Raw genomic sequence first — 23,824 nt, 5'->3', positions numbered from 1 at the left:
AATATTGTATTTTTGACTAAATACAATTTAATTAAAAATAATTTTCTTTTATGTTAACCTACCTTTTAGCTTCAGTTGAATTGCCCATGTTGTCAGATATTGTCCTGATTTTCGGACTTGCTACATTGGTGATTTTACTCTTTATGAGGCTTAAAATACCCACCATAATCGGTTTTTTGTTTACCGGTGCGATTGCAGGCCCTTATGGCTTATCATTGGTTCAGGCTTCTACAACTGTTGAGGTTCTCTCTGAGATAGGCGTAATCTTGCTACTTTTTGTCATTGGGATGGAGTTTTCCTTAAAAAGTCTTCTTTCCATCAAAAAAGCAGTTTTTATCGGTGGTTCATTACAGGTATCCATTACAATTTTGGTCACTACTTTTATATCATATTTCCTGGGTTTTGATTGGAATGTAGCAGTTTTTATTGGATTTCTTTTCTCCCTGAGCAGTACTGCAATTGTGCTAAAGCTATTACAGGAAGGTGGTCAGGTCAATACGATTCCCGGCAGGACCACTTTGGCGATTTTGATTTTCCAAGATGTAGTGATTGTACCCTTGATGCTTTTCACTCCCATGCTGGCTGGAGAAAGTGATAACATTGCCTTATCGCTGTTTCTGATGGCAATAAAAGGCACAGTAGTTATTTTGATTACAATAGTAAGTGCCAAATACCTGGTGCCTAATCTTTTGTTCAGGATAGCAAAATCAAGAAATGAAGAATTGTTTTTGTTGAGTATCATTGTCATTTGTTTTGCAGTAGCATACCTGACTTCACTTCTAGGGCTTTCATTGGGATTGGGGGCCTTCCTGGCAGGACTGATTATCAGTGAATCTGATTACAGCCATCATGCAACAGGGAAAATCCTTCCCTTCAGGGAGGTGTTTCTAAGCTTCTTCTTTGTTTCAGTAGGAATGTTGTTTGACATTACCTTCCTATTCTCCCATATTTTTGTGATTATAGGTCTGACACTTCTGACTTTTGTGGTGAAGTTTGTAATTGCTTCTATTTCAGTAAGAGCAATTGGTCAAGGATTCAAGGAAGCATTTATGGTTGGCTTATCAATTTTTCAAGTGGGTGAATTTTCGCTTTTATTGGCAAAAGTAGGCATGACATATAGTTTGTTTGATGCAGAAACCTACCAGTATTTTCTTGCGATTTCGATCATTACCATGGCCGTCACTCCTTTTGTTCTGAAAAAGAGAGAGGAGTTAGCGTGCGGTATACTCAATTTACCCCTTCCAAGCAGGCTGAACAAAAGATTTGGTAATGAAAACATCCCTGAACCTTCCATTGAAGACCCATCTTTGACAGATCATTTGGTCATCATAGGATATGGATTAAACGGGCACAACCTTTCCAAAGCAGCAAAATCGGCAAACATCCCCTATGCCATTATTGAAATGAATCCCGAGACAGTTAGGGCTGAAGCATTGAAAGGAGAACCAATTATGTACGGCGATGCCGCCAATGAATCTGTTCTTGAGCACATCAATATACATAAAGCGCGAGTAGCAGTAATAGCAATTTCGAATGCGGAGGCTACAAAAAGAATCATAACTGCAATAAGGCATATTACCCATAATCCCTATGTCATTGTGAGAACCAGGTATGTCAATGAAATGGAAGAAAACCATAAGCTTGGTGCAGATGAGGTGATACCTGAGGAATTTGAAACGTCCATAGAAATATTCCACAGGGTTCTTCACAAATACCTGATTCCACGGCACGATATTGAGGAATTCACTGCTGAAGTAAGGTCACACAACTATGAAATGTTCAGGGGTACCACAGATGTTACTTCAAGGTTCAAAATTGATTTGCCTGAAATCAATTTTGTAAGCCTCAAAGTTGAAAAAGATACAGGAGCATTTATCAATATTCCAATTAAAGAAGCCGGCATTAGGGAAAAAATCGGTGTAAACGTGGTGGCCATCAAAAGAGGGGATAGAACCATCACGGAAATTACCGGTGATCAAAAGCTAAAACTTGGAGATACCGTGTATGTCGTGGGAAAAATTGAAGCAATTGAAGCTTTTCAGAAAGAAATTGAAGTGGATTAAGGCATAGGAGTTAATAACCCCAAGCGCTTTATTTTCTCCAATGAAAGCCTGTTTTGAGTGCTGTTGATATTGTCAATGATGGATTTTTTTTCTCTTGCCGTAAGTCTCCAATTTAAAGAAGCGCGTTGTATATCCTGATCGATAGGACTAAATGGCCCCAATTGATCGGCCAAACCTCTATCTCTGAGATATTGTAAAGTGGAATATTCAAATTCAATTCTCTCCAATTCAAAATCCATGGTTTCTTTCATCCTTGTAAAAAGCACTTCATTGTTCAGGGTCTGTACATTGTCCCAATTGATGTAAATATTTTTGACCGGTGTAAACAGTTTCTCAAAAAATCTGGGTAATGGCTTTTGTTCAATTTCAGTAAATTTTTCAGAATCCCTGATAGTAATTAAAACCACCCCCGAAGTATTTTCCTTTATCCATTCCTGAAAAACATAAATAAAACGTAAAGCATCCTGGACGCCAAAGTTATCCGAAAGACCGGAATCCATTGTCTGCATTAATGGTTTGGATGGAAGTTGAATATTTGGCGTAATAAAAGGAAAAGTTGCCCCCATTCTAAGGGCGCTTATAAACCTTAAATTTTTTGCTTCATGCTCGGCAAACATTCTTTGAAAATCAATAGATTGGCTTTTCTCATCAAATCCTTCTGTTCGGTCCAATGATATTCCCATGTAGGACATGGAATATGGTGCAATGATCAATTTTCGGCCATCATTGGTTATCAAAGGTGTAATCGGTAACATGGGAATCTGAGAGTTATATTCCGGCTCCAAATATTCCGAAATGGTTTTATCCATCACTCCTTCTGTATTGATGTTCAATTGGCTTTCAAAAGCAAACCCTCTATCCTTAAGGTATCTTCTCCCATTGTATTCAAAGTATTGGTTTCTGATCAACATATCATTTACCAAGAGGGTGAAAATAATAGGATTGAGGTTATCAGAAGAAATCTGATCAAGATACTTTTCCTTTAAATAATCGGTTTTTTGATCAAACTGATTTCTCAGATACAGTTCTCTAAAAAACGCAGCCCCAATTACTCCTCCCGATGCCCCGCTGATCATTTGAGTATGCCGAAAAATCCTTCCTTCTGAAGCAATTTCAGCTTCTTGGAGAACTTTCAAAGTCCATAAAGCAGCCCTTTGCCCACCCCCACTGACCGCTACGAAGACCATTTTGGGTTTTTCATTTGCAGGGAATTTTTTGCGCCAGTTCTCCAGAATTTCCAGCGTAAATTTTCTATCCTTTTCCACACTGTCTTGATGAAGCATTACCTTCAAATTTCCCAGATTATATGCAGCAGGTTCCATATCATAATCCAAACCAAATGCAGTATGGGGCCTGTTAAGCCATTCAGTATTTGACACATAATTAAAAAGTAGAATCCCTACCAATACTACAGGAGTTGCCCATTCCCTCAACCAAAAAGTAAATGCCCCTACTACCATTGTCAATATGGAGAAAAGTAACATGCCACTTGCAGCAGCGGGAATTTGCAACAAAGGATTTTCTCTAAACAAGCCCATGACCAATATCAGGCTGATCAAGACTGTCTGTATGATGAACATATTCAGGTGATTTTGATCAAAAACCCGAAGTAATTGATGGGATTCAAACCTGGAAAGATCCTGTCTGATTTCCTTGAACCTAAAACTGATATCCAAGTAATCTGCCACTTTATCCTTTTGCTTTTGACTCTCTTTGATTCTTCTGAGCATATTTGCCCTAGGTAATTTGGTTTTTCTCAACCTCTTTTCAACACTGCCTGCAAAAAGGATGAAAAAATCTTTGTTGGTAAGTCCGAAATACAAAAACAACAAAGTATAGGTTAAAATAGTCCCTCCTGAAAAACCCAAGAAATAATTTAGGACGACCCAGTTATTTTCATGTTCATTATCCAATTGAAAACTTATAAATGCAAAAAGGTAAAGGATATAAAAAATAAGTGGTACGATCGAATTATTAAGACAATACTGGATGAAAGGTCTTGGGATCACAGCCAAAAACTTGAATTTTGCCCCATCCAAAATATAGGTGGTCATATGAAATGACATGGTAAATACCCCCAATGCTACGCCCACAAAGAAAAAACCTTGCCAGGATACCCTGTTGAGGTATTCGGGATCCAACAAAAGATATGGCAGACCGATGACCGTCCCAAAACTTTGGAATGCTATCAACAGCAAGAGAAACCATAAGGATAACAATAACAGGTTTTTCTTCAGGTGTAAAAACAATAACTGAACCGGAAAGCTATAAATGATTTTTTGCCACATGTATTTTTGATTCCTTCAAAATATACGGGATTTTTTAAAAGATTTCTAAATCAATATTTTTCATTGTTGCTTTTACCAATATCCATTACCTTCGCTGCTCTAATAAAATATTGATCAAGTATGAGGATTTGGTTTTTGTGTAAGGTTAAATACGCCAAAGAAAATGAGCAGGGATTGCTCAAAAATGTTTCTGAACAGTACCTGGTAGATGCGGTATCTTTTACGGAAGCTGAGGCCAGGATTTATGATATGTTGGGTTCTGTCATCAGAGGTGATTTTCAGGTGACAAACATCAGCAAAAGCAATTTTGTGGATGTTTTTTTCTTTGAAGACATAGACATCTGGCACAAGTGCAAGATCAGCTATATTGTAACAGATGGCGACAGTGGCAAGGAAAAGAAAGTCACCCAATTTATGCTGGTAACTGCACATGATGTCAAAGAGGCATATGACCGTATCTATGAAAGCTTAAGCAATATGTTGGTTTCTTTTAGAGTTCCTGAGGTAACCGAAAGCCCGATAGTGGAAGTTTTCCCTTATGAAAAAGAGGAGGAACTCAATCCGCCGATTCCGGCAAACCTGAGGCCGCTAAACCAAGTGGAGGCAGAATTAAGAGAATATGAAGAAGGGGCTGAATAAGCTCTTTTTTTTTTATTTCTTCGAAAGCCGCAAAGATTTTAAAAAAATCCGATTCATTTAGTTGAAACTAACTACATTTGTATTGTTTGAATTAGCACCCTCTTACCAATGAGTAAAATAATCCCATTTTCTCTGCTTTTTGCGACCGTCTTGGCTTTGGTCTCTTGCAACAAAAACGACGATCCACAGCCCGAAAAAGAAATTGAAATATTTGAAAGAGTCCCCAATGGCAACTTTGCAGGAAATTCAATCAATGTCGGAAAAATTGAAATACTCTCTAATCGGCTGTTTTACTCTGACCGGTCAAACCCTGGGTATATTTCCGATGATCTATCCGTTGAACAGCTTTGCTGCTACGCATTAAACAATCAAGTCCATCAGCAAACTTTCAGTAACGATTACGCGGTGGGGGTCAATAACTACTTGAGGTCGTTTATAGTGTATTATGTAAACCAAACAAGGAATCCGGAGAGCATTTTTTTGCCGTATGCATTGGGCCAATCCTACGAGGATGCCTACATGTGGGGAGGAGAAAACCTAGGCCTATTTGAATTGAACGATAATCTGCTTTTGGCTTTTGTTCATGTGAAGAATCAGCGAAATCTATACATTTTTGATCTGGAAAAACATACGAGCAACTATGGCCTCTCCCAGGACACCACCGGTATCATCAAGGTTGATATAGCACAACTTGGAATCAGAAACCCGAATTGTGATTTAGACAGACCAGGTAAAATGAGCCGTTTCGGAGAAGGTTGGTTAGTTTCCTTTGTCCACAATTGTGGGTTAAATGCAGGAACCTATTTTGTAGATAAAAATGGAAAGCTGTCTAAAGTTGACGCAAATTATGAAGGGGTCTTTTATCACTTGGGGCACACCATTCTCAGCAATGGCAAACTGGTTGCCTGGGACGATAACATCCTGTACCTGTCTTTGTCAGGTTCATTAGAAGATCTTAGGCCGATAGCAACGTTGCCTTTTAGAATAGAGTTCCGTGCACTGGGAAACCGATTGATAACCTTTTTAGGAGGCAATATTTTCGAAGCCATGGAATTCAATGAATTTACGGGTCAACCCATAAACTTTAAGAAAATTGATACCCAAGGCTTGGAGTTATCAGATATAAATGATGTTCGGTTGTTTGGAGAAAGAGTGTTCGTTGCAGCAAATACCGGCCTGTTTTTAAAAAGTGAATCAGCCTTTTGGACGTATGCAAAGGAGATTGACGACCGCCAATCCAACAGCCTTTCGCTTGGGAATACTCCTGAATAATATTCAGGCCAAAATAAAACTAGGTTTTCAATTTGGATTGGCTTAGGCGTATTTCGCTCTGAGAACCAGCCTAAACTTGTCTAAGCTGATTGTCAATCACGAATTGGATCAGATCCTCGACTGGAATTTCAGCCCTTTCTGAAGCATCTGCAATATCCTCCCTACTAACTTGCGCAGCAAAACCTTTATCTTTTAGCCTTTTTTTGACCCCTTTGACTTCCATTTCCTCATATCCCTGTGGCCTCATTAGAGAATATGCATGGACAAAACCGGATAATTCATCAAAAGCATACAACATTTTATCCATCTCTGATTCAGGCTCGACTCCAAAATAGCTTGGCCCATGACTAGCGATTGCTTTCATTAATCTTGGATCCTGATTTCTTGCTTCCAGTTCCTCGATGATTTTTCGGCAATGCTCATCAGGCCACTGATCCCAATCTGCATCATGCAGCAATCCTGCAAGATACCACAGGTATTGGGTCTCCGTGTCGTACATTTTTGCTGCCGCATAAGCTCTCATTAAATGGCCAACCTGCTTCATATGAAAAACAAGTTTTTCATTTTTTACCCAGGAATTTAATAGTTCCAAGGCCTCTTCAATCGACATTACATTGCCTAAGTTGGAAATTGAACCGAATTCTTTTCTATTTAGCAAATGAGAAAACTCCATATTAATAATTTTAAACCTTAATTTTTGCTTTTTACATTATTATTTATGTCCTTTGTCGTATTGTTAATTTTTTAAATTTTTACAATATCAACAAAGCTCAACCTATTTACCTATGAATAGCTTAATTCAAGCTTCTGACTATTTCTATTTCATCCAATTGGATGAAAAAGGAATTGTATTGGATGCCAATGAATTTCTTCAAAACCAATGTCAATTTCTGAATCACCCGCTAATCAAATCCTCTTTTTCTGAATTGGTTTATTACAAAGATTTTTCAAATTATGAATTTCTCCTCAAAAAATCCTTAGAAAAAGGAGAAAGAAAATTTATAATCGATTTGCGAAAAGTTAAATCCGATGGAAGTGATTTTTATTGGACAAGATGGGAATTTACAATTACAAGTAAAGTAAATCATTATTCTATTTCAGGAATAGGTCATAAGGTTAGTCCGAAAAAAGAAAAAGAAGTAGAATTCCCTGAAACGGTCAATAATCTCCATGCAAGACACGACTTGATGGAAGGATTGCTTGATGACAACCTTATCGGATTCTGGAATTGGGATATTGCTGATCAATCAGACCAATTGAGTCTCTCTCTTAATGAAATGTTTGGTTATAACCCACTGCTTAATGGCAGAGGCAGAAAAAATGTCAAGTGGAAAAAACATATCCATCCCGGCGATAAGCCTAAAGTAGAACTAGAGCTTAAAGAGCACTTCAACACTTTTGGAAAACATCCTTTCCACTGTGAATTCAGAATCAAAAACCGGCACAAAAAAGATATATGGGTCCTTGGATATGGAAAGGTCATCAAATGGGAAAACAACGGAAAACCTGAAATAATGGTAGGTTGCTTTTTCGATATTTCCGAAAGGAAAAAATCGGAAAATCTCATTCATAAACAAAGTCAGTACCTCAAAACGGTTACCTTCAACCAATCTCATTTGATGCGGTCAAAACTGGCAAATATCATAGGAATCCTTGAAATCATTGATCCAAAAAGCCCCCAGATCGAAACCGCCCATTTTTTGAAAATGATCAAAACCGAAGCCAAAAAACTGGATGAAGAACTTAGGAAAAGTATTTCCGATTCAAACAGCTTCGATCTAAGTCCTTTGGTAGACAGGGAATCAGCAGGGTTGATTTAAATGGATTCAAAGGGTATCTGAATTTCAATATCACTCCATTGGAATACAATTTGGCCATTCTTATTTCCCAAATTTTCCACCTTGAAATTCAACTGTTCAACTTGATCCTGTAACTTTTCAGGACTTATTGTAATCCGGATTACATCTTTGCTTTCGTCATAGTCATCAGCCAGGTGTTGATCCCAATTTTTATTGATGATTACAACCCATTCATCCTCTCCTGGAATGGTAAAAAGAGCGTATTTCCCTTTAGAAATAGTTTTCCCATCAAGACGTATGTCCTCAGAAAAAGAAATACTGGTTGCCGAATGTGCCCCTGTCACCCAAACTTCATTGTACGCCACCAATCCCCCAAATATCTGCCTTCCTCTGACACTCGGAGCAGAATAATCTATATGCACATGATTGGATCCAATATTTGCCATAGCCGCAGTCCTCGGACTTTTGGAATTTGAAGGCCCTGCATGGGCACTAGGGTCATGTTGTGCATGTTCGCCTTTTACAATTTCTTTCTCCTCAGTCTTATTGGAAGAACAGGAAATGATGATTAGTGAAGCTGCGATTAGGGTGTAATGTTTGATGTACATATTTTTTACAATTAGTTTAAATTCAATCTTTCTACAAAATTTTGGTTTTTATTTAGACATTAAAATCCTCTATTGAACCCAATATCACAATATGAGTTAAATTCAATCAATATCTATTCACTAGTGATTATGCCCCACCTGCACCTCGGGTTTAGATTCAGAAATCACCCTTTTCCCAGGCTGATAAGTTCCCTTAACCTCACCACAGGTCAACATCTTATCTCCAAAATAAGGATTACGGATTTCTTTTTCTCCACTCAGCCAATAAGCCCCTTGATCTCTAAATGCCATGGGACAATATTGTCTATAAATAGTGTCTTCCACCACCCCAAAGTATTCTACAGCTTCGATTAAGTTATCAGATAATGTCTCAAAATGCTTCCTTTGTTCCTCCACATCGGAAGTTTGAGCAATTTTATCCAAACTGCTTTGAATAGGTCTTAGCAATTCCATCCAAATGTCATGTGCTTTCCCTTCCAAAAGTTTCATATCCACTTTAACCAAATTGGATTTGGCTGGACTAATGGTTTTCTGCGTAGCCTCAGCATCAGTTTTCACCAAAGCGTCTTTGATTGGTAAATAGCTCTGCACAAATGCAGTCAATTGCTCCCTGAACTCTTCCGGTGTATCGATTGTCTTTACTTCAGGTCTTATCATCATGCTGTAATTTCCACTTAATTGAGCAGCCGCATCGATGGCAAAAACACCATTACTCACTACTTGCTCCCCCTCTTCCAAACCTGATAAAACCAAGTAATCATCTCCAACTCTGGCTCCAATTTCTATCTCCCGCATTTCAAAAGCCGGAGCCTCATTATTGCCTTTCTGCACATAGACAACTGATCTTGGACCTGTCCAAAGAATAGCAGTCTTTGGGATTATCAAACCTGATTGACCAGTTCTTGAGGTAGAAATTGTGGCAGAGACAAACATTTCAGGTTTAAGCTCAAAATTACGGTTGACCGCTTCTGCACGTACACCAACTGTTCTGGTCTCGGGGTTTAGTACTGGATCTATATAATTCACTTTGGCTTTGAACTCTTTCCCTGGATAAGCAGATACTTGGAAGCTTAAATCATCACCTTTGCGGATTGCACCCAAATCAGATTCGTAAGCATCCAACATCACCCAAACATTACTTAAATCAACAATCTCAAACATTGTGGTGCCCCTGTTCACAAAATCGCCCAAAGCAACATTTTTGGCTGTAACTACCCCAGCGACATCCGCAAAGACATCAAATTGAGTTTGAACTTGTCCTGAACTTTCAATAGCAGCAATCTGCTCTTCTGAAATTTTCCATAATCTCAACTTTTCTTTCGTGGCTTGATACAATGCCAGTTGCCTATCCTTGATCTTGGCAGTTTCCAAAAGTTCCTTTTGCGCATTGACCAACTCAGGGGAGTACAGAGTTGCTAACTTTTGCCCTCTTTGAACTTCCTGGCCGGTAAAGTTGATGAATAACTGATCGACTCGACCTGAATAATTGGCTGTGAGGCTTTTTACCCGCTGCTCGTTGACTTGTATTTTTCCTGTCAGGGTAAGTTTCCCTGAACCCGAACCTGATTTTACCCTGGTTGTCTGTACATTAGAGAGCGCAACTGCTTCGGGGGTTATTTCCAGTACAAATGGACTGGACGCTCCACCTTTTTTATTACTTACTGGTGTAAGTGCCATACCACAAAGCGGACATTGTCCAGGTTCATTTTGACGGATTTGTGGATGCATGGAACAGGTATATTCCACTCCGTCCTCGTCAATATGGGTATGTTCCTCTGCAGGATGTTCTTCCCCACCCCCGCGGATCATCCAACCCGCAACAGCTCCAAAGAAAAGGCAGCCGATGATGATGATAATTATATTTTTTCTCTGTTTCATTTTTTTCTTAGATATGAGATGTGAGACTTTGCAGACCTTTGAGGTTTTTTTAAACCTCGAAGGTCTTTTTTTGCTTTGCAAAAAAACTTTATGTCATCAAAACCTTAATGGTTATCCAAACTGTCATATTACGTTTTATTATTCATTTAAGGTCAAACCTTCGAGATCAAAAAAGACCTCAAAGGTTAGAAACCAACCAAAGTCTCCAACTTAGCAAACTGAATTTCTCTTTCAATTTTAGTATTCAGCAAATTCAACCTAAATTCCAATAACTCCCTTTGAATGCTGAGAATTTCCTCGAAGGAACTTCCCTCCGTCGCATATGAAGTGACCGATAGTTCCATAGTTTGCTCAGTCAATTCAATCTGCTCTTCCAAGAGTTTGATTTTTCTGTTGGCATCTTGGATAGATGCTAGAATGCTTTCAAATTCTGTTTCTAGATTTCTTTGCAAATCTTCCTTTTGCATTTCATTGGCTTCCCAATATATTTTGGATTCGGCTTCCATAGCTTTGTATTTTTTTCGGTAAATGGGTAAAGTCATAGTGGCCATTGGCATCAACATATTGTTGCCCATTCCGGCAGGCATATAGTCCATACCATTCATTCCACCGGGTACTCCCATTTCAGGTCTTGGAGAAAACATCATGTAGTTCAGGCCCAAACCAAACATGGGTTTACCCTCCAGTTTGGCCATTTCTCCTTGCTTTTGGAATGCCAAACCTTCTTTTTCCAGCATCAGCAATATGGGGTTGGTTTCTAAAACCTCTTCTAAAAAAGCAATATTCCAACCCAATTCCTTTTCTGTAGAAATCGTCGGTTCAATATTCACCAGTTCATTACTTTCACGCCCAAGCAATTGATTGAACTTTGCCATCAATGGTCTTTTATCCACTTCCATTTGCTGTAAATCACTTTCCAATGCCTTGATCTGAACTTGAAGTCGCAACACATCGGTAAGTTTCCCTGAACCTCCACCTGAACCCATGCTGGACATGGAGGAAGCTCCTGAAGAAGAAGTCCTCGAAGATGATGAAGATACAGCTCCTGCCATGCCCATTCCATCATCGCCGGCACTTTGCTGACTTGACAATACCGGCCTTCTCACAGCAGCAGAAACAGAGGATACAGCTTCGGAAGTATTCCCTCCCTGATAGCGGATGATGGCCAACTCTTCCAAAGACTTCAAAATCTCCAGATTGGAAGCTGTAATATCGATGGTGTTTTGTAGTTGCTGCAACTGAAAATAGGTTTCCTTTACCTGATACAGCAGCACATTGCGCTGTTGTCTGAACTCCTCATATCTGGCTTCTGCCATCAAAGTTGCTTCATCTTTTTGAGTCTTCAACATCCCAAACCAAGGGAACATCTGCATAACCGAAGCTTCCGCCCGCTGATTCCCCATCAACAACTCCATAGGCCTTGTAAAGACACCTATATTTAATTGAGGATTATCTAAACTGACCTGATTTGTCCTTTCAAGGCTAGCTTGATACTGTTTAAAGGAAGATTGAATTCCTGGGTTGTTTTCAGTGGCTTCTTCAAGATATTGATCTAATGATTGGGCTTCTGTTTGAAATATGGTAGAAATAAGTAGAAATAAAATTGAAATAATTTTTAGCATCAGACCATTTTTTCTAATAATAAAAGCTTGTAGAAATTTTAAATTCTTTAGAAATATGATTGATATATGATTGAAATAATAAAGCAAATAAATTACTGATTTAAATTCTTTACAATTTTTCATTCTTCCCTCCTTTCTTAGACTCGTAGGTTTTTGTGATGGTATTGTTCAATTTGATTTGAAGGGGCGTATGAATAATACATATTTCATCCCACTCCACAGTAGTGACTATTCCTCTCTCCAACCCTAAATCCAACCAGTGTTCTTTACCTTCCGATAAAGATGCTCTGGAAATAAAATAAAAATGAATCTTTTCCAAGTAATGGAATCTTCCATAACCTTCTGCAATATTGGCCCCAACAGAATCGACAGAATCCAACATCTGATCTCCCCAAACCTTCTTTTCTGGGTAAGAAAGTCGACAATATATTTTCCAAGCAATCTTCGAAAGCTTTCTAGACAATTGGTATATCTCCAAATCCTTTAGAGGTATAAACTTCTTTTTTTCTTCCATATTTCCACAAAATTTCGCTTTAGCATATTTCAACCTATTTCGTCAAAGGCATACATCAATCTATTTCAACTTTATTTCGCGAAGCATATTTCTACTTTATTTCGCTTCAGCATATTTCAACTTTATTTCTTGATACTTTCCATAAAGAACCGGCACAATAAACAGTGAAATAAGTGCCACCGTCATCCCACCAAAAGCCGGAATAGCCATTGGGATCATGATGTCGGAACCTCTACCTGAACTTGTCAATACAGGAAGCAAAGCCAGCAAAGTCGTTGCTGTGGTCATCAGACAAGGCCTTACCCTTTTCAATCCGGCTTCCAATACTGCCTTGCGGACTTCTTTCACATTTTCAGGCTGGATTTTTTCGAAACTTTGTTTGAGATAGGTACCCATAACTACCCCGTCATCCGTGGCAATTCCAAAGAGGGCTATAAAACCAACCCAAACTGCCACAGAAAGATTGAAGGTGCGCATTTGGAAGAGCTCCCGCATGTTGGTACCCAGGAAATCGAAATCAAAGAACCAACCCTGACCATACAACCAAAGCATCAAAAACCCTCCCGAAAAGGCCATCGCAATGGCGGAAAAAATCATCAATACCATGGCTGTTGACCTAAACTGGAAATACAAAATCAGGAATATTACAGCTAATGAAAGCGGGATCACAATTGCCAAGCGTTTTTCCGCACGGATTTGATTTTCATAGCTTCCTGAAAAGGTGTAGGAAACACCGGCAGGAACTTCCAATTCTCCCGAAGATATTTTTTGTTGAATATAGTCTTTGGCATTATCCACTACTGTTCCTTCAGCAAAACCATCTTTTTTGTCAAAAAGAACATAGCCTACCAAGAAGGTGTTTTCTCCCCTAATCATCATTGGACCTGGGCGATAATTAATTTCAGCCAATTGCCCCAACGGAATCTGTGCTCCTGTTGGGGTACTGACCAAAATTCTCCTCAATGCCTCAGGGTCATCTCTATACTCTCTCGCATATCTGGCTCGAATGGCATATCTCTCTCTTCCCTCAACAGTGGTACTTAGCGTCATCCCTCCGATCGCTACTTCTATAAATTCCTGCACATCAGCAATATTCAGCCCATACCTGCCCAATTGCGTCCTATCCAAGTCTATCTCCATATAAGGCTTACCCAAGGAACGGTCAGCAAAAACAGCTTCTGCTTTTACAGAAGGGACTTCTTTAAGTAGGTTTTCCAGTTTAAGGCTAAAGTTTTCGATGGTTTCCAAATCAGGTCCATATACTTTCATGCCCATTGGAGCACGCATGCCCGTCTGCAACATCACCAAACGTGTCTCGATGGGCTGCAACTTTGGCGCAGAGGTTACACCAGGAATATTGGAAGTCCTGATCTGGATTTCATCCCAAATATCATCTGGTGTGCGTATTTCATCTCTCCACTGACGGAAATATTGTCCTCTTCCTTCATCAGCAACCAGGTATTTGGAAATATTCCGAATCACCGCCCTTCTTTGGGCTTCTTCCATGTAATTCTTGTCATCATCCCAAATCGCTCCATCACTACGATCGTACCACCAGTTTTTTTCATTTACCAGCACTTGATAATTTCCCTCTCTGTCCACTTTGAATCTGAGTTTGTGGGCATCATCATCTTGCAAGTATTCTGTTTTGTAATTGATGATATTTTCATACATGGACATAGGCGCTGGATCCAATGGACTTTCTGCCCTACCTGCCTTTCCTACCACCATTTCTACCTCAGGAATGGCCTGTACCAGCATGTCCAATTGCTTGACAATTTGCATATTGGCCTCAACGCCTGAGTGTGGCATGGAAGTTGGCATCAATAGGAATGAACCCTCGTTCAAGGCAGGCATAAATTCCTTACCCATTCCCGGAAGGGCATGCGTAAGTCCTGACCAAGGTGATGTAGTTCGGATATTCCACCCAATTTGGTCAAATCCTTTGGCTATAAAACCGAAAACAGTATTGAAGCCCAACCAAATATTAGCGGCGAAGAGAATGATCAGGACAGGCATCATGAAGAAAATCTTTGCGTGTTCCAAGCACCATTTCAACATGTGGGAATAGAAGCGGATGAACAGAGAAAAAAGTCCCAATACAAAACCCAACACTATACCAATAAAAAAGAAATTCACCAGAACTGATTGTGTCAATCCGAGAGGTCTCCATTCTGCGGCCAACAGCACTGAAACTGCCACCACAGCAATCAACATGGAAATCTGATTTTTGAATTGGCCTTCTTTGGTTTGCTGTGGGAAGAAATGATGAATTAATTGATTGGCTGCAAAAGCCAACAAAACCCAACCTGCTCAGGAAAAATAAAAGAGCAAAACAAAGCCTGAAAAAGCCATCAGGAAATTGAGGATTGTTCTGTAATTCTTAGATTTGACTTTAGCGCCGAATACCCAATGCGCAAAGGCAGGCATAAATACCAAAGTAAAGATCAAAGCCGCTATTAAGGCAAAAGTCTTTGTATAAGCCAAAGGTCCAAAGAGTTTGCCTTCAGCTGCTTGAAGTGTAAATACCGGCAAGAAACTGACGATGGTGGTCATTACTGCAGTAAGAATAGCGGAACTAACCTCAGCTGTAGCATCATAGATTATCTGGAGTTTGGACTTTTTATCATCTGATTCTTCAAGATGACGTAGTATATTTTCATTCAAAATAATTCCCAAATCCACCATGGTTCCGATTGCGATTGCTATACCGGAAAGCGCCACTATATTGGCATCCACCCCAAAATACTTCATCATGATAAAACACATTAGAACCGCTAATGGCAATAGTGCGGAAATCAATAAAGAAGCCCTAAGGTTGTAGACCATCACCATAATTACGATAATAGTAATTAGGATTTGAAGACTGATTGCTTCATTCAGAGTACTCAAAGTCTCTTTTATTAGACCGGAACGGTCATAAAAAGGCACAATTGTAACCTTAGAAATGGTCCCATCTTCAAGCGTTTTGGTAGGAAGACCTGGAGAGATCTCGATAATTTTTTCTTTAATGGCATCGATGACCTGTAGGGGATTATCTCCATATCTAGCCACCACTACCCCACCCACAGCCTCAGCACCGCCTTTATCCAATATCGCCCTTTCAGCCCGACTAGCAGGGCCGATATTGACTTTTGCGATGTCTTTGATACGCAAAGGAACATTGTTGCTGACCTTCACCACAGCTTTTTCAATGTCTTCCAAAGACTTCACATAGCCCAAACCACGGACGATGAACTCCACCTGATTGATTTCCATGGTATTGGCACCAATGTCCAGGTTGGATTGCTTGATGGCATTCATCACCTGCATCATGGAAACATCGTGTGCCTTCATGGCTACAGGATCCAAATCCACTTGATACTCCTTCACATGCCCGCCGATGCTGGCTACTTCAGCTACGCCTTCGGTACCAGCCAAGCCATATCGAACATAATAATCCTGTATGCTTCTCAGTTCATGTAAATCCCAACCTCCTGCAGGATTCCCTTTTTCATCCCTGCCTTCCAAGGTATAAAAATAAACCTGACCCAATCCTGTCGCGTCAGGACCAAGCTTTGGCTGTACCCCATCTGGCAATAAGCCTGAAGAAAGTGAATTAAGCTTTTCTAAAATTCTGGAACGACTCCAGTAAAATTCTACATCCTCCTCAAAAATGATGTAAATGGAAGAAAACCCAAACATAGAGGTACTCCTGATAGACTTTACACCAGGTAAACCCAAGAGGGAAGTGGTCAAGGGATAAGTGATCTGATCCTCTACATCTTGGGGGGAACGCCCCATCCAATCTGTAAAGACGATTTGCTGATTTTCCCCGATATCAGGAATGGCATCCACCGGAACAGGATCATTTGGCAGAAATCCTGTATTCCAATTGAATGGTGCCGTAACAATTCCCCATGCTACAACAAGCACTAGTAGAATGACTGTGATCAGTTTGTTTTCGAGAAAAAACTTTATAATATTATTTAACATAGAATCATCCTTTGAGCCAATTTTAGCAGTGGATACTTATGGATATTTATCCCGATTTTATCAGGATTGGATATTTGTGGAAATTAAGTTTCCCCAATTTAACTTTAAACCAAGGGTAGACAAAAAGGGAAGTGGATTAGATTTAACAGGACATAAAAACCCTTACAATTCTTCTATCCGGAAAATGCTAAAATTCAATGAGAAATTTTGGAAAAGAAAATTAGCTCCCTTTGCGACTTGGTGCCTTCGCGGGAAAGCTTATATCAGGAATACCTGACAAAAAATATAAATCGGCGTGTTTTGTAATATTGGAGGTGAGGAATCAGCAAAGGCTGTTTTCTCTTCAATAGCTGTAAAAAAAACAGGTAATTCATATGGAGCATCAAAAGTAAGCATCTCAAAAATTTGAGGCTGAAAATCCAAAACATCCGAAATTTGCTGATCTGTATTGGGAAGCTCCAAATTAGAAACATCATCACAGCAACCTGGCACGGGCACGTTGGACTCACAGCAGGTTTTGTACTCAGCAAATACATTGATCCTTTGGAAGTCATCTCCACAATAATGCATGGAATAGCTCAACCCTGCGTTGAAAAACACATAGAATACAAGGAGAGATATTTTGATAAAAGACTTCACGAGGTATAGTTACGATACAAATGTATGAAGGTTCTGATTAGTAAATGTATAGAATTTTTGTTTCAATTAATAATTCGGTGATTTTTGAAACAATCAGTTTCATGAAATGAGCAAAAAGATATACAAGATAAACGAAGCAATTCCAGCGTTTAAGAGTTATTGATTTTGGCCATATTGCTTATTATGATAATCGGAATTTAATTTATTTTGCTTATTATAATAAGCATTAATTTAATTTATTACTTATTAAATACAGCATTAATATTTATTAACGCTTGATAAATTAAGCAATTAAACTTATTTTTGCTTAGTATAATAAGCAAAAATATGGAATCCATCGAAGAAAGATTTTTGAAAAAGATCGATTCTACCAGCCTTGATTTTATCAGGAGTATAATCGATAAGATCCATTGGGAGGCAAGGTTGATCGGTATCAAAGGACCAAGGGGAGTCGGAAAAACAACCCTTTTACTTCAATACATTAAGAAAAACCTACCGATTGACCATACCACCTTATATGTGAGTTTGGACAATATCTGGTTTGCTCAAAACAGCCTGGTGGACATGGTAGATCATTTTGTCAAAAGAGGAGGTAAATACCTTTTCCTGGACGAGGTACACAAATACCCCAATTGGTCCATCGAAATCAAAAACATCTACGATGACTTTCCTGAGTTGAAGATTGTGTTTACAGGTTCTTCTATGCTGGAAATCCTGAATGCAAGAGCCGACCTCAGCCGGCGGGCAGTGATTTACCACATACAAGGATTGTCTTTCAGGGAGTTTATGGCAATCAGGACGGGACACGAATTTCCTATTCACAGCTTGGAAGAGCTGATTGAAAACCATGTTTCCATTGCAAGAGAAGTATTGCAAAAAGTAAAACCTTTGGAGCATTTTGGCGCATATCTGAACCATGGCTACTTCCCCTTCTTTCAGGAAGTGCCGGACTTGTACCACTTGCGCTTGGAAGAAGTGGTGAATATGACCTTGGAGATAGAGTTGCCGCTGCTGCGGAGTGTGGATATTTCATACATTCCCAAGTTGAAGCACCTGCTGCATATCATTTCCGAGTCGGTGCCATTTATTCCAAATGTAACCAAACTTAGCGAGCGCATAGGCATCAACCGAAACACTTTGGTGAGTTATCTCTTTTTCCTGCAAGAGGCCCATTTGACCAAAAACCTCTACAAAGACATCAAGGGAATTACCCAAATGCAAAAGCCGGAAAAGATCTACCTGGAAAACACCAATTTCCAGTTTGCTTTCACTCCAAAAAACGCTGACTTGGGTAACTTGAGAGAGACTTTCTTTATCAATCAGCTTTCACATGCCCATACTGTGGAGTACGTGAAAGACGGTGATTTCAAGATTAATGGGAAATACATCTTTGAGGTAGGTGGAAAAAATAAAACCACAGAGCAAATCCAAGGTGTCAAAAATAGCTTTATTGCTGCCGATGACATCGAATACGGCAATCCCAAGAAGATTCCGCTTTGGTTGTTTGGGTTTTTGTATTGAATCAGGAATTTCAATGGGTTCAGGAAAGGGAAAGGGCTGCAGGGAAAATGATTTAAAAAATCATGATGCCACTTTGGCCCGCCATTTTGGGAAAGAACTTCTTTAACTTAAAATGAATCAAAATAACTCCAACTGAATAGCGTTGCTCGCGTGCCATCAAAGATCTAAAAAATAAGGGCCAATCATTTGGAGTATTATTAGTTTTAGATATATTCGCCTTGTCACCCAAATTTATCTATCTCATGATTACAAATTTTAAGACCCAATTCTTATTGGTTTCAATGTTACTTTATGGCTTTCAATCTTTCAGTCAAACTGATATTGAAGTTTATATTCAAGAAGCTGCACAGGCTTATTTCAATGCCAAAATGTGTGATGATTATGAAACAATTTTAGGTTACACTTATCCTGATGTGATTGAAAAAGCAGGAGGTCCTGAAAATGTAAAAACAGCCCTGATCCAGATTCAGGAAACACAAAGGAGAAAGGGCTTTGCGCTGCAACAATACAAGTTAAATCCCCCTTTGCAACAATCAAAAGTCGGGGAAGAAACCCATGCAATTGTACCCATTACTACAATAGCTAGGGTTCCGGGAGGGAGAGTCATTACGGATACTCACATTATTGTGGTAGGAACCGAAGAAAACAAGAGATGGTATATCATTGAGACCACTTCGCTAGATGACAATAACATCAACAAAGTTTTGGCAAATTGGGACGAGACTATGCTGATTCCGTACAAAAAAGCTCCTGTTTATAAGGAGGATAAGTAAACCCTTTAAGGATTAAATTGCCTTAAAGGGTTAATTGGGATTAAAGATTCCTAATTTTCCATTTAGCTTTCAGATAGCCCCAAACTACTTTGGGGCTCATCCCTTTTTTCCCCTGGAAGCCTCCATCATATCCCACATTTCCTGAGGTATCATATCCAAGTTATTAAATTCCCCTGCTCCCATCAACCATTCACCGCCATCAATGGTAACCACCTCCCCATTCACATAGGCAGAAAAGTCAGAAACCAAATAGGCTGCCAAATTGGCCAATTCCTGATGATCGCCTACCCTTCCAACAGGGACTTTCTTGGCAGGATCAAATTTTTTGACAAGATCTCCCGGTAATAACCTGCTCCATGCACCTTCAGTAGGAAAAGGGCCTGGAGCGATTGCGTTGGAACGGATTTTATATTTTGCCCATTCCACTGCCAAGGAGCGTGTCAAGGCCAGTACACCTGCTTTCGCTGCAGCACTCGGAACTACATATCCAGAACCTGTCCAGGCATAAGTGGTGACAATATTCAGGAATGTGCCGGGTTGCTTTTCCTTAATCCAATGCTTACCTGCTGTCAAAGTAACGTTAGATGTACCTTTCAATACAATATCGAGCACAGTATTGAAGGCATTTGTTGAAAGCCTTTCTGTAGGACTGATAAAATTACCTGCTGCATTGTTCAGTACTACATCCACTTTTCCAAAGTGAGCTACCGCATCCGCAAACATTTTTTCAACCTGATCTATATCCCTTACATCACAGGCCAAAGGAAGAACCTTTCCACCTGTCGAAGATTCCATTTCTTTGGCTGTACCTTCCAATACTTCCAGTTTTCTACTGGTAATAACCAAATTCGCCCCAAGTTTCAAAAAATATTCACCCATGGATTTTCCAAGGCCGGTTCCACCACCTGTAACGAGTATTGTTTTTCCTTTTAATGCTCCTTCTTTGAGCATTCCTTCAGTATATGACATATTAATTTGGATTTAATTGCCGTTGAAGATAGGTAATCCGCCAAGCAAAAAAAAGAACCTGTCAAATCAATTTGGCATCATTTTATATCTGTTCTAAACATACTAGTTTTACAAACTCAAAGAATAATTATGACCCGGATTTGGTATTCAATAGTATTTCTGATTTTTACAGCTTCCTGTTCAGGGGATATTGACAGAGTAATTTCCACAGATCTTTTGGTGGAAGGAAATGAAATATTTGGAATATCCCTTGCTTTGGAGGAATCTCTATTTTACTCATTCCAAACGTTGGATGATTACAGAAAGGCTGATACACTTTCCTTACCAGGCTGCCCAAATGTGATGATCAATGAAAGTGAGAAAACCGTAACCTTGGAATTTTTAAGCCAAAGGGAATGTCCTAGTCGTGGATCCCTACCTAAAACAGGTAAAATTCATATCAAATACCTCACTTCCACTAATGTTCTCGAATCAACAACAAGACTGGAATACGAAGATTATGAAGTCAGGGGCTTCAAATTGGAAGGTTTTAGAGATTTCAAACAAATCAGAAGTATTGTCAATCCAAATAGAAGAACTGAAACTTTTGAAGATATTCTGATCATCAACAAAACAGGATCTTCAACAAGATTAAAGGGCAGCTTTGAACATAATCTAGTTTTTACTCTTGGTAATCTTGCAGAATTCACTACTTCCGGCAGTTTAGAGGGTAGAAATATTACCGGAAGACCAATCACGATGCAACCAAACACTACAAAGAGGTTTGAAACAAAATGTATTTATGAGGGATTAATCTTGCCGTCTGTCGGATCAGAGACCTGGCAGATTTTCCGTAACGAAACCCAGGCAGTTACACATAAACTGGATTTTGAGAAAGAGTCAGACTGCAGCAATAAAGCAACCATTACTCTTCATGATGGGAGAATAATGGTGTTTAGACAATGATATCTTATAAGATTTGAAGTTCAAGGTGTAATCTGTTACGATTTGACAATAAAAAAAGCGCATTGAAATTCTTTCCAATGCGCTTTTTCTTTGAAAGGCCTGATTAATATCTATAATATTCAGGCTTGTAGGGACCTTCAGGGGTCACTCCGATATATTCGGCCTGATCCGATGTAAGGATATCCAACTCAACACCTAACTTGGCCAGATGCAAAGCAGCTACTTTTTCGTCCAAATGCTTGGGAAGTACATAAACACCTGGCTCATATTGGTCTGTATTCAACCAAAGTTCAAGTTGGGCCAGCGTCTGATTGGAAAAGGAATTTGACATCACAAAAGACGGGTGGCCTGTTGCGCAGCCCAGATTCACCAATCTGCCTTCCGCCAAAATGATCAATTCCTTGCCGTCCAGGTTATACAGATCTACCTGTGGTTTGATCACATCTTTGGTCTGTCCATAGGTTTTGTTCAACCAGGCCATATCTATTTCATTGTCAAAATGGCCGATGTTGCACACTATGGTTTTATCTTTCATCGCGAGAAAATGCTCTTTTGTGATGATGTCTTTATTGCCTGTTGCCGTCACGACAATATCAGCTTCTTTTACCGCATCTACCATTTTCTTCACGGCAAATCCGTCCATGGCAGCCTGCAGGGCGCAGATCGGATCGATCTCGGTGACAATCACCCTTGCTCCGGCACCTCTCAGAGAAGCTGCGGAGCCTTTGCCCACATCCCCATAACCTGCCACAACGGCCACTTTCCCCGCCATCATGATATCAGTTGCCCTTCTGATGGCATCTACGAGTGATTCCTTACATCCGTATTTGTTGTCAAATTTTGATTTTGTGACCGAATCGTTCACATTGATGGCAGGCATGGGAAGGGTGCCTTTTTTCATCCGCTCATACAGTCTGTGAACACCTGTGGTCGTCTCCTCGGAAAGTCCTTTGATACCAGAAACCAGTTCAGGATAGTTATCGAATACCATATTGGTCAGGTCTCCGCCATCATCCAGAATCATATTCAATGGCTCCTTTTCCTCACCAAAGAAAAGGGTCTGTTCGATACACCAGTCAAACTCTTCGGCAGTCATTCCTTTCCAGGCATAGACCGAAATTCCTGCAGCTGCAATTGCGGCAGCGGCATGGTCCTGGGTCGAAAATATATTGCAAGAAGACCAGGTCACCTCAGCTCCCAAAGCGGTCAACGTCTCTATCAATACCGCCGTCTGAATGGTCATATGAAGACATCCAGCAATTCTTGCGCCCTTCAAAGGTTGTGAAGGCCCATATTCCTCTCTTATGGCCATAAGTCCGGGCATCTCCGCTTCGGCCAACTTGATTTCTTTTCTCCCCCACTCAGCCAATGAAATGTCCTTCACTTTGAAAGGTGTGTATACTTTTGATTTGATTTCAGACATGATTAATTATTTGTAAAGTTTAAAATTTCCAAATTTGAATTTCAAAATTAACTTATTTGAAATTAATACGAAATTATTTATCGAATAAGAACTTAACCTCCTTAAAGGCATAATGGTTGACAAAACCATTCTCTTTTTCAATAATAAGTTTACCATCCATAGCAATTCCTATAATCCTACCGATAAAAACAGCATTGTCTTCATATTTAGCCCATTCTTCATACCTGAATAATTTATTCAGATAATCACTTAATATTTTGGAATGCATCCCCTTCTTTAATTCCAAATACCTTTTTTCTATGTGCATTACCAGAACACGAAATAATTCCCACAAATCGAAATTCTGATTGGTCAATTTGGTGAGTGAAGTCGCATTGGGTACCGTAAAATCAACCTGATTTATATTAAGACCAATCCCAACTATGGAAGATTCAATTGACAAGGAACTGATGCTATTTTCAATCAGGACCCCACCCAACTTCCCTGAATCCGTGTGAAAGATGTCATTGGGCCATTTGATTTTCACTCCTTGAACATAATCTCCAAAGAAATCCGTAACTGCCAATGAAATCGACATATTAAGATAAAACTGATCTGGGGGCGCCAAAAATGCTGGTTGCAAAACCAATGAAAATATCAGATTCTTTCCTGGTTCAGAAATCCATTGATTGCCCCTTTGGCCCCGACCTTTGGTTTGATTATCCGTAATGATTATGCTTCCTTCGCAAACTGTCCGATGCCCCAATCTTTTGTTTGCTTCGTCATTTGTTGAATGACAGTCTGTCAGGTAAACAATATCTTTCCCCAAAAAAAGCGTATTGGCAAGGATTTTATACATCTCAAATTACTTTATTTGCAAATCAATACCAGTATTTATTTGGTTTGTTAAATCATAA

19 protein-coding genes are annotated in these 23,824 nt (G+C 39.5%); 7 read left to right on the top strand and 12 right to left on the bottom strand.

Features of this window, described 5'->3' with window-relative positions; genetic code table 11:
- Positions 1-50: 50 nt before the first annotated feature.
- Positions 51-2,063, top strand: coding sequence for a monovalent cation:proton antiporter family protein (locus tag B9A52_RS11630; RefSeq protein WP_084120625.1), 2,013 nt, complete (start codon positions 51-53; stop codon positions 2,061-2,063).
- Here B9A52_RS11630 and B9A52_RS11625 read toward each other — a convergent pair.
- Positions 2,060-4,351 (bottom strand): patatin-like phospholipase family protein, encoded by a 2,292-nt coding sequence (locus tag B9A52_RS11625; protein WP_084120624.1) that lies wholly within the window; start codon positions 4,349-4,351, stop codon positions 2,060-2,062. The two genes, B9A52_RS11630 and B9A52_RS11625, sit on opposite strands and share 4 nt — an antisense overlap.
- A 120-nt stretch (positions 4,352-4,471) precedes the next feature.
- Here B9A52_RS11625 and B9A52_RS11620 point away from each other — a divergent pair, with 120 nt between their 5' ends.
- Both B9A52_RS11620 and B9A52_RS11615 read left to right on the top strand, forming a co-directional pair.
- A complete protein-coding gene (locus B9A52_RS11620) occupies positions 4,472-4,990 on the top strand; it encodes a DUF4494 domain-containing protein (protein ID WP_084120623.1) in 519 nt (172 codons plus the stop codon).
- 108 nt (positions 4,991-5,098) lie between these two features.
- The gene (locus tag B9A52_RS11615; protein WP_084120622.1) at positions 5,099-6,262 is read left to right on the top strand and encodes a hypothetical protein; all 1,164 of its coding nucleotides are present in this window, start codon (positions 5,099-5,101) and stop codon (positions 6,260-6,262) included.
- Positions 6,263-6,332: 70 nt separating this feature from the next.
- On the opposite strand, the gene B9A52_RS11610 is transcribed toward B9A52_RS11615, so the two are convergent.
- Positions 6,333-6,935: a hydrolase gene (locus B9A52_RS11610; protein WP_084120621.1), complete on the bottom strand. Its 603-nt coding sequence runs from the start codon at positions 6,933-6,935 to the stop codon at positions 6,333-6,335.
- Positions 6,936-7,047: 112 nt separating this feature from the next.
- Here B9A52_RS11610 and B9A52_RS11605 point away from each other — a divergent pair, with 112 nt between their 5' ends.
- A complete protein-coding gene (locus B9A52_RS11605) occupies positions 7,048-8,082 on the top strand; it encodes a PAS domain-containing protein (RefSeq protein ID WP_084120620.1) in 1,035 nt (344 codons plus the stop codon).
- On the opposite strand, the gene B9A52_RS11600 is transcribed toward B9A52_RS11605, so the two are convergent.
- The 7 genes from B9A52_RS11600 to B9A52_RS11570 form a co-directional block, all read right to left on the bottom strand.
- Positions 8,079-8,669 (bottom strand): DUF2911 domain-containing protein, encoded by a 591-nt coding sequence (locus B9A52_RS11600; RefSeq protein ID WP_084120619.1) that lies wholly within the window; start codon positions 8,667-8,669, stop codon positions 8,079-8,081. The genes B9A52_RS11605 and B9A52_RS11600 overlap by 4 nt on opposite strands.
- A 120-nt stretch (positions 8,670-8,789) precedes the next feature.
- Positions 8,790-10,547, bottom strand: coding sequence for an efflux RND transporter periplasmic adaptor subunit (locus B9A52_RS11595; protein WP_084123483.1), 1,758 nt, complete (start codon positions 10,545-10,547; stop codon positions 8,790-8,792).
- Positions 10,548-10,732: 185 nt separating this feature from the next.
- Positions 10,733-12,169: a TolC family protein gene (locus tag B9A52_RS11590; RefSeq protein ID WP_084123482.1), complete on the bottom strand. Its 1,437-nt coding sequence runs from the start codon at positions 12,167-12,169 to the stop codon at positions 10,733-10,735.
- A 109-nt stretch (positions 12,170-12,278) separates the two neighbouring features.
- Positions 12,279-12,683, bottom strand: coding sequence for a four helix bundle protein (locus tag B9A52_RS11585; protein WP_084120618.1), 405 nt, complete (start codon positions 12,681-12,683; stop codon positions 12,279-12,281).
- Positions 12,684-12,779: 96 nt separating this feature from the next.
- The gene (locus B9A52_RS26555) at positions 12,780-14,984 is read right to left on the bottom strand and encodes an efflux RND transporter permease subunit (RefSeq protein WP_394334887.1); all 2,205 of its coding nucleotides are present in this window, start codon (positions 14,982-14,984) and stop codon (positions 12,780-12,782) included.
- A 12-nt stretch (positions 14,985-14,996) separates the two neighbouring features.
- Positions 14,997-16,658: an efflux RND transporter permease subunit gene (locus B9A52_RS26550; protein ID WP_394334886.1), complete on the bottom strand. Its 1,662-nt coding sequence runs from the start codon at positions 16,656-16,658 to the stop codon at positions 14,997-14,999.
- Positions 16,659-16,916: 258 nt separating this feature from the next.
- Positions 16,917-17,297 carry an HYC_CC_PP family protein gene (locus B9A52_RS11570; protein WP_084120616.1) on the bottom strand — a complete coding sequence of 127 codons (381 nt, stop codon included), beginning with the start codon at positions 17,295-17,297 and terminating at the stop codon, positions 16,917-16,919.
- A gap of 327 nt (positions 17,298-17,624) precedes the next feature.
- Between B9A52_RS11570 and B9A52_RS11565 the strand changes: the two genes are divergently transcribed.
- Positions 17,625-18,818, top strand: a complete 1,194-nt coding sequence (locus B9A52_RS11565) for an ATP-binding protein (RefSeq protein ID WP_084120615.1) — start codon at positions 17,625-17,627, stop codon at positions 18,816-18,818.
- A 242-nt stretch (positions 18,819-19,060) separates the two neighbouring features.
- A complete protein-coding gene (locus B9A52_RS11560) occupies positions 19,061-19,591 on the top strand; it encodes a hypothetical protein (protein WP_157370128.1) in 531 nt (176 codons plus the stop codon).
- A 96-nt stretch (positions 19,592-19,687) separates the two neighbouring features.
- Here the strand turns inward: B9A52_RS11560 and B9A52_RS11555 are convergent, their stop codons facing one another.
- Complete coding sequence (locus tag B9A52_RS11555) at positions 19,688-20,560, bottom strand: SDR family oxidoreductase (protein ID WP_084120613.1); 873 nt, start codon at positions 20,558-20,560, stop codon at positions 19,688-19,690.
- A gap of 129 nt (positions 20,561-20,689) precedes the next feature.
- Here B9A52_RS11555 and B9A52_RS11550 point away from each other — a divergent pair, with 129 nt between their 5' ends.
- Positions 20,690-21,505, top strand: a complete 816-nt coding sequence (locus B9A52_RS11550; protein WP_157370127.1) for a hypothetical protein — start codon at positions 20,690-20,692, stop codon at positions 21,503-21,505.
- A gap of 103 nt (positions 21,506-21,608) precedes the next feature.
- Here the strand turns inward: B9A52_RS11550 and ahcY are convergent, their stop codons facing one another.
- Positions 21,609-22,928, bottom strand: coding sequence for an adenosylhomocysteinase (ahcY, locus tag B9A52_RS11545; RefSeq protein ID WP_084120611.1), 1,320 nt, complete (start codon positions 22,926-22,928; stop codon positions 21,609-21,611).
- A 73-nt stretch (positions 22,929-23,001) separates the two neighbouring features.
- On the bottom strand, positions 23,002-23,766 hold the full coding sequence (locus tag B9A52_RS11540; RefSeq protein ID WP_084120610.1) for a biotin--[acetyl-CoA-carboxylase] ligase: 765 nt from the start codon (positions 23,764-23,766) through the stop codon (positions 23,002-23,004).
- Positions 23,767-23,824 lie beyond the last annotated feature (58 nt).

The sequence above is a fragment of the Aquiflexum balticum DSM 16537 genome (assembly GCF_900176595.1).
In the GTDB taxonomy this organism is placed as follows: Bacteria; Bacteroidota; Bacteroidia; order Cytophagales; family Cyclobacteriaceae; genus Aquiflexum; species Aquiflexum balticum.
This window is presented reverse-complemented; position numbering and strand designations above follow the sequence as displayed.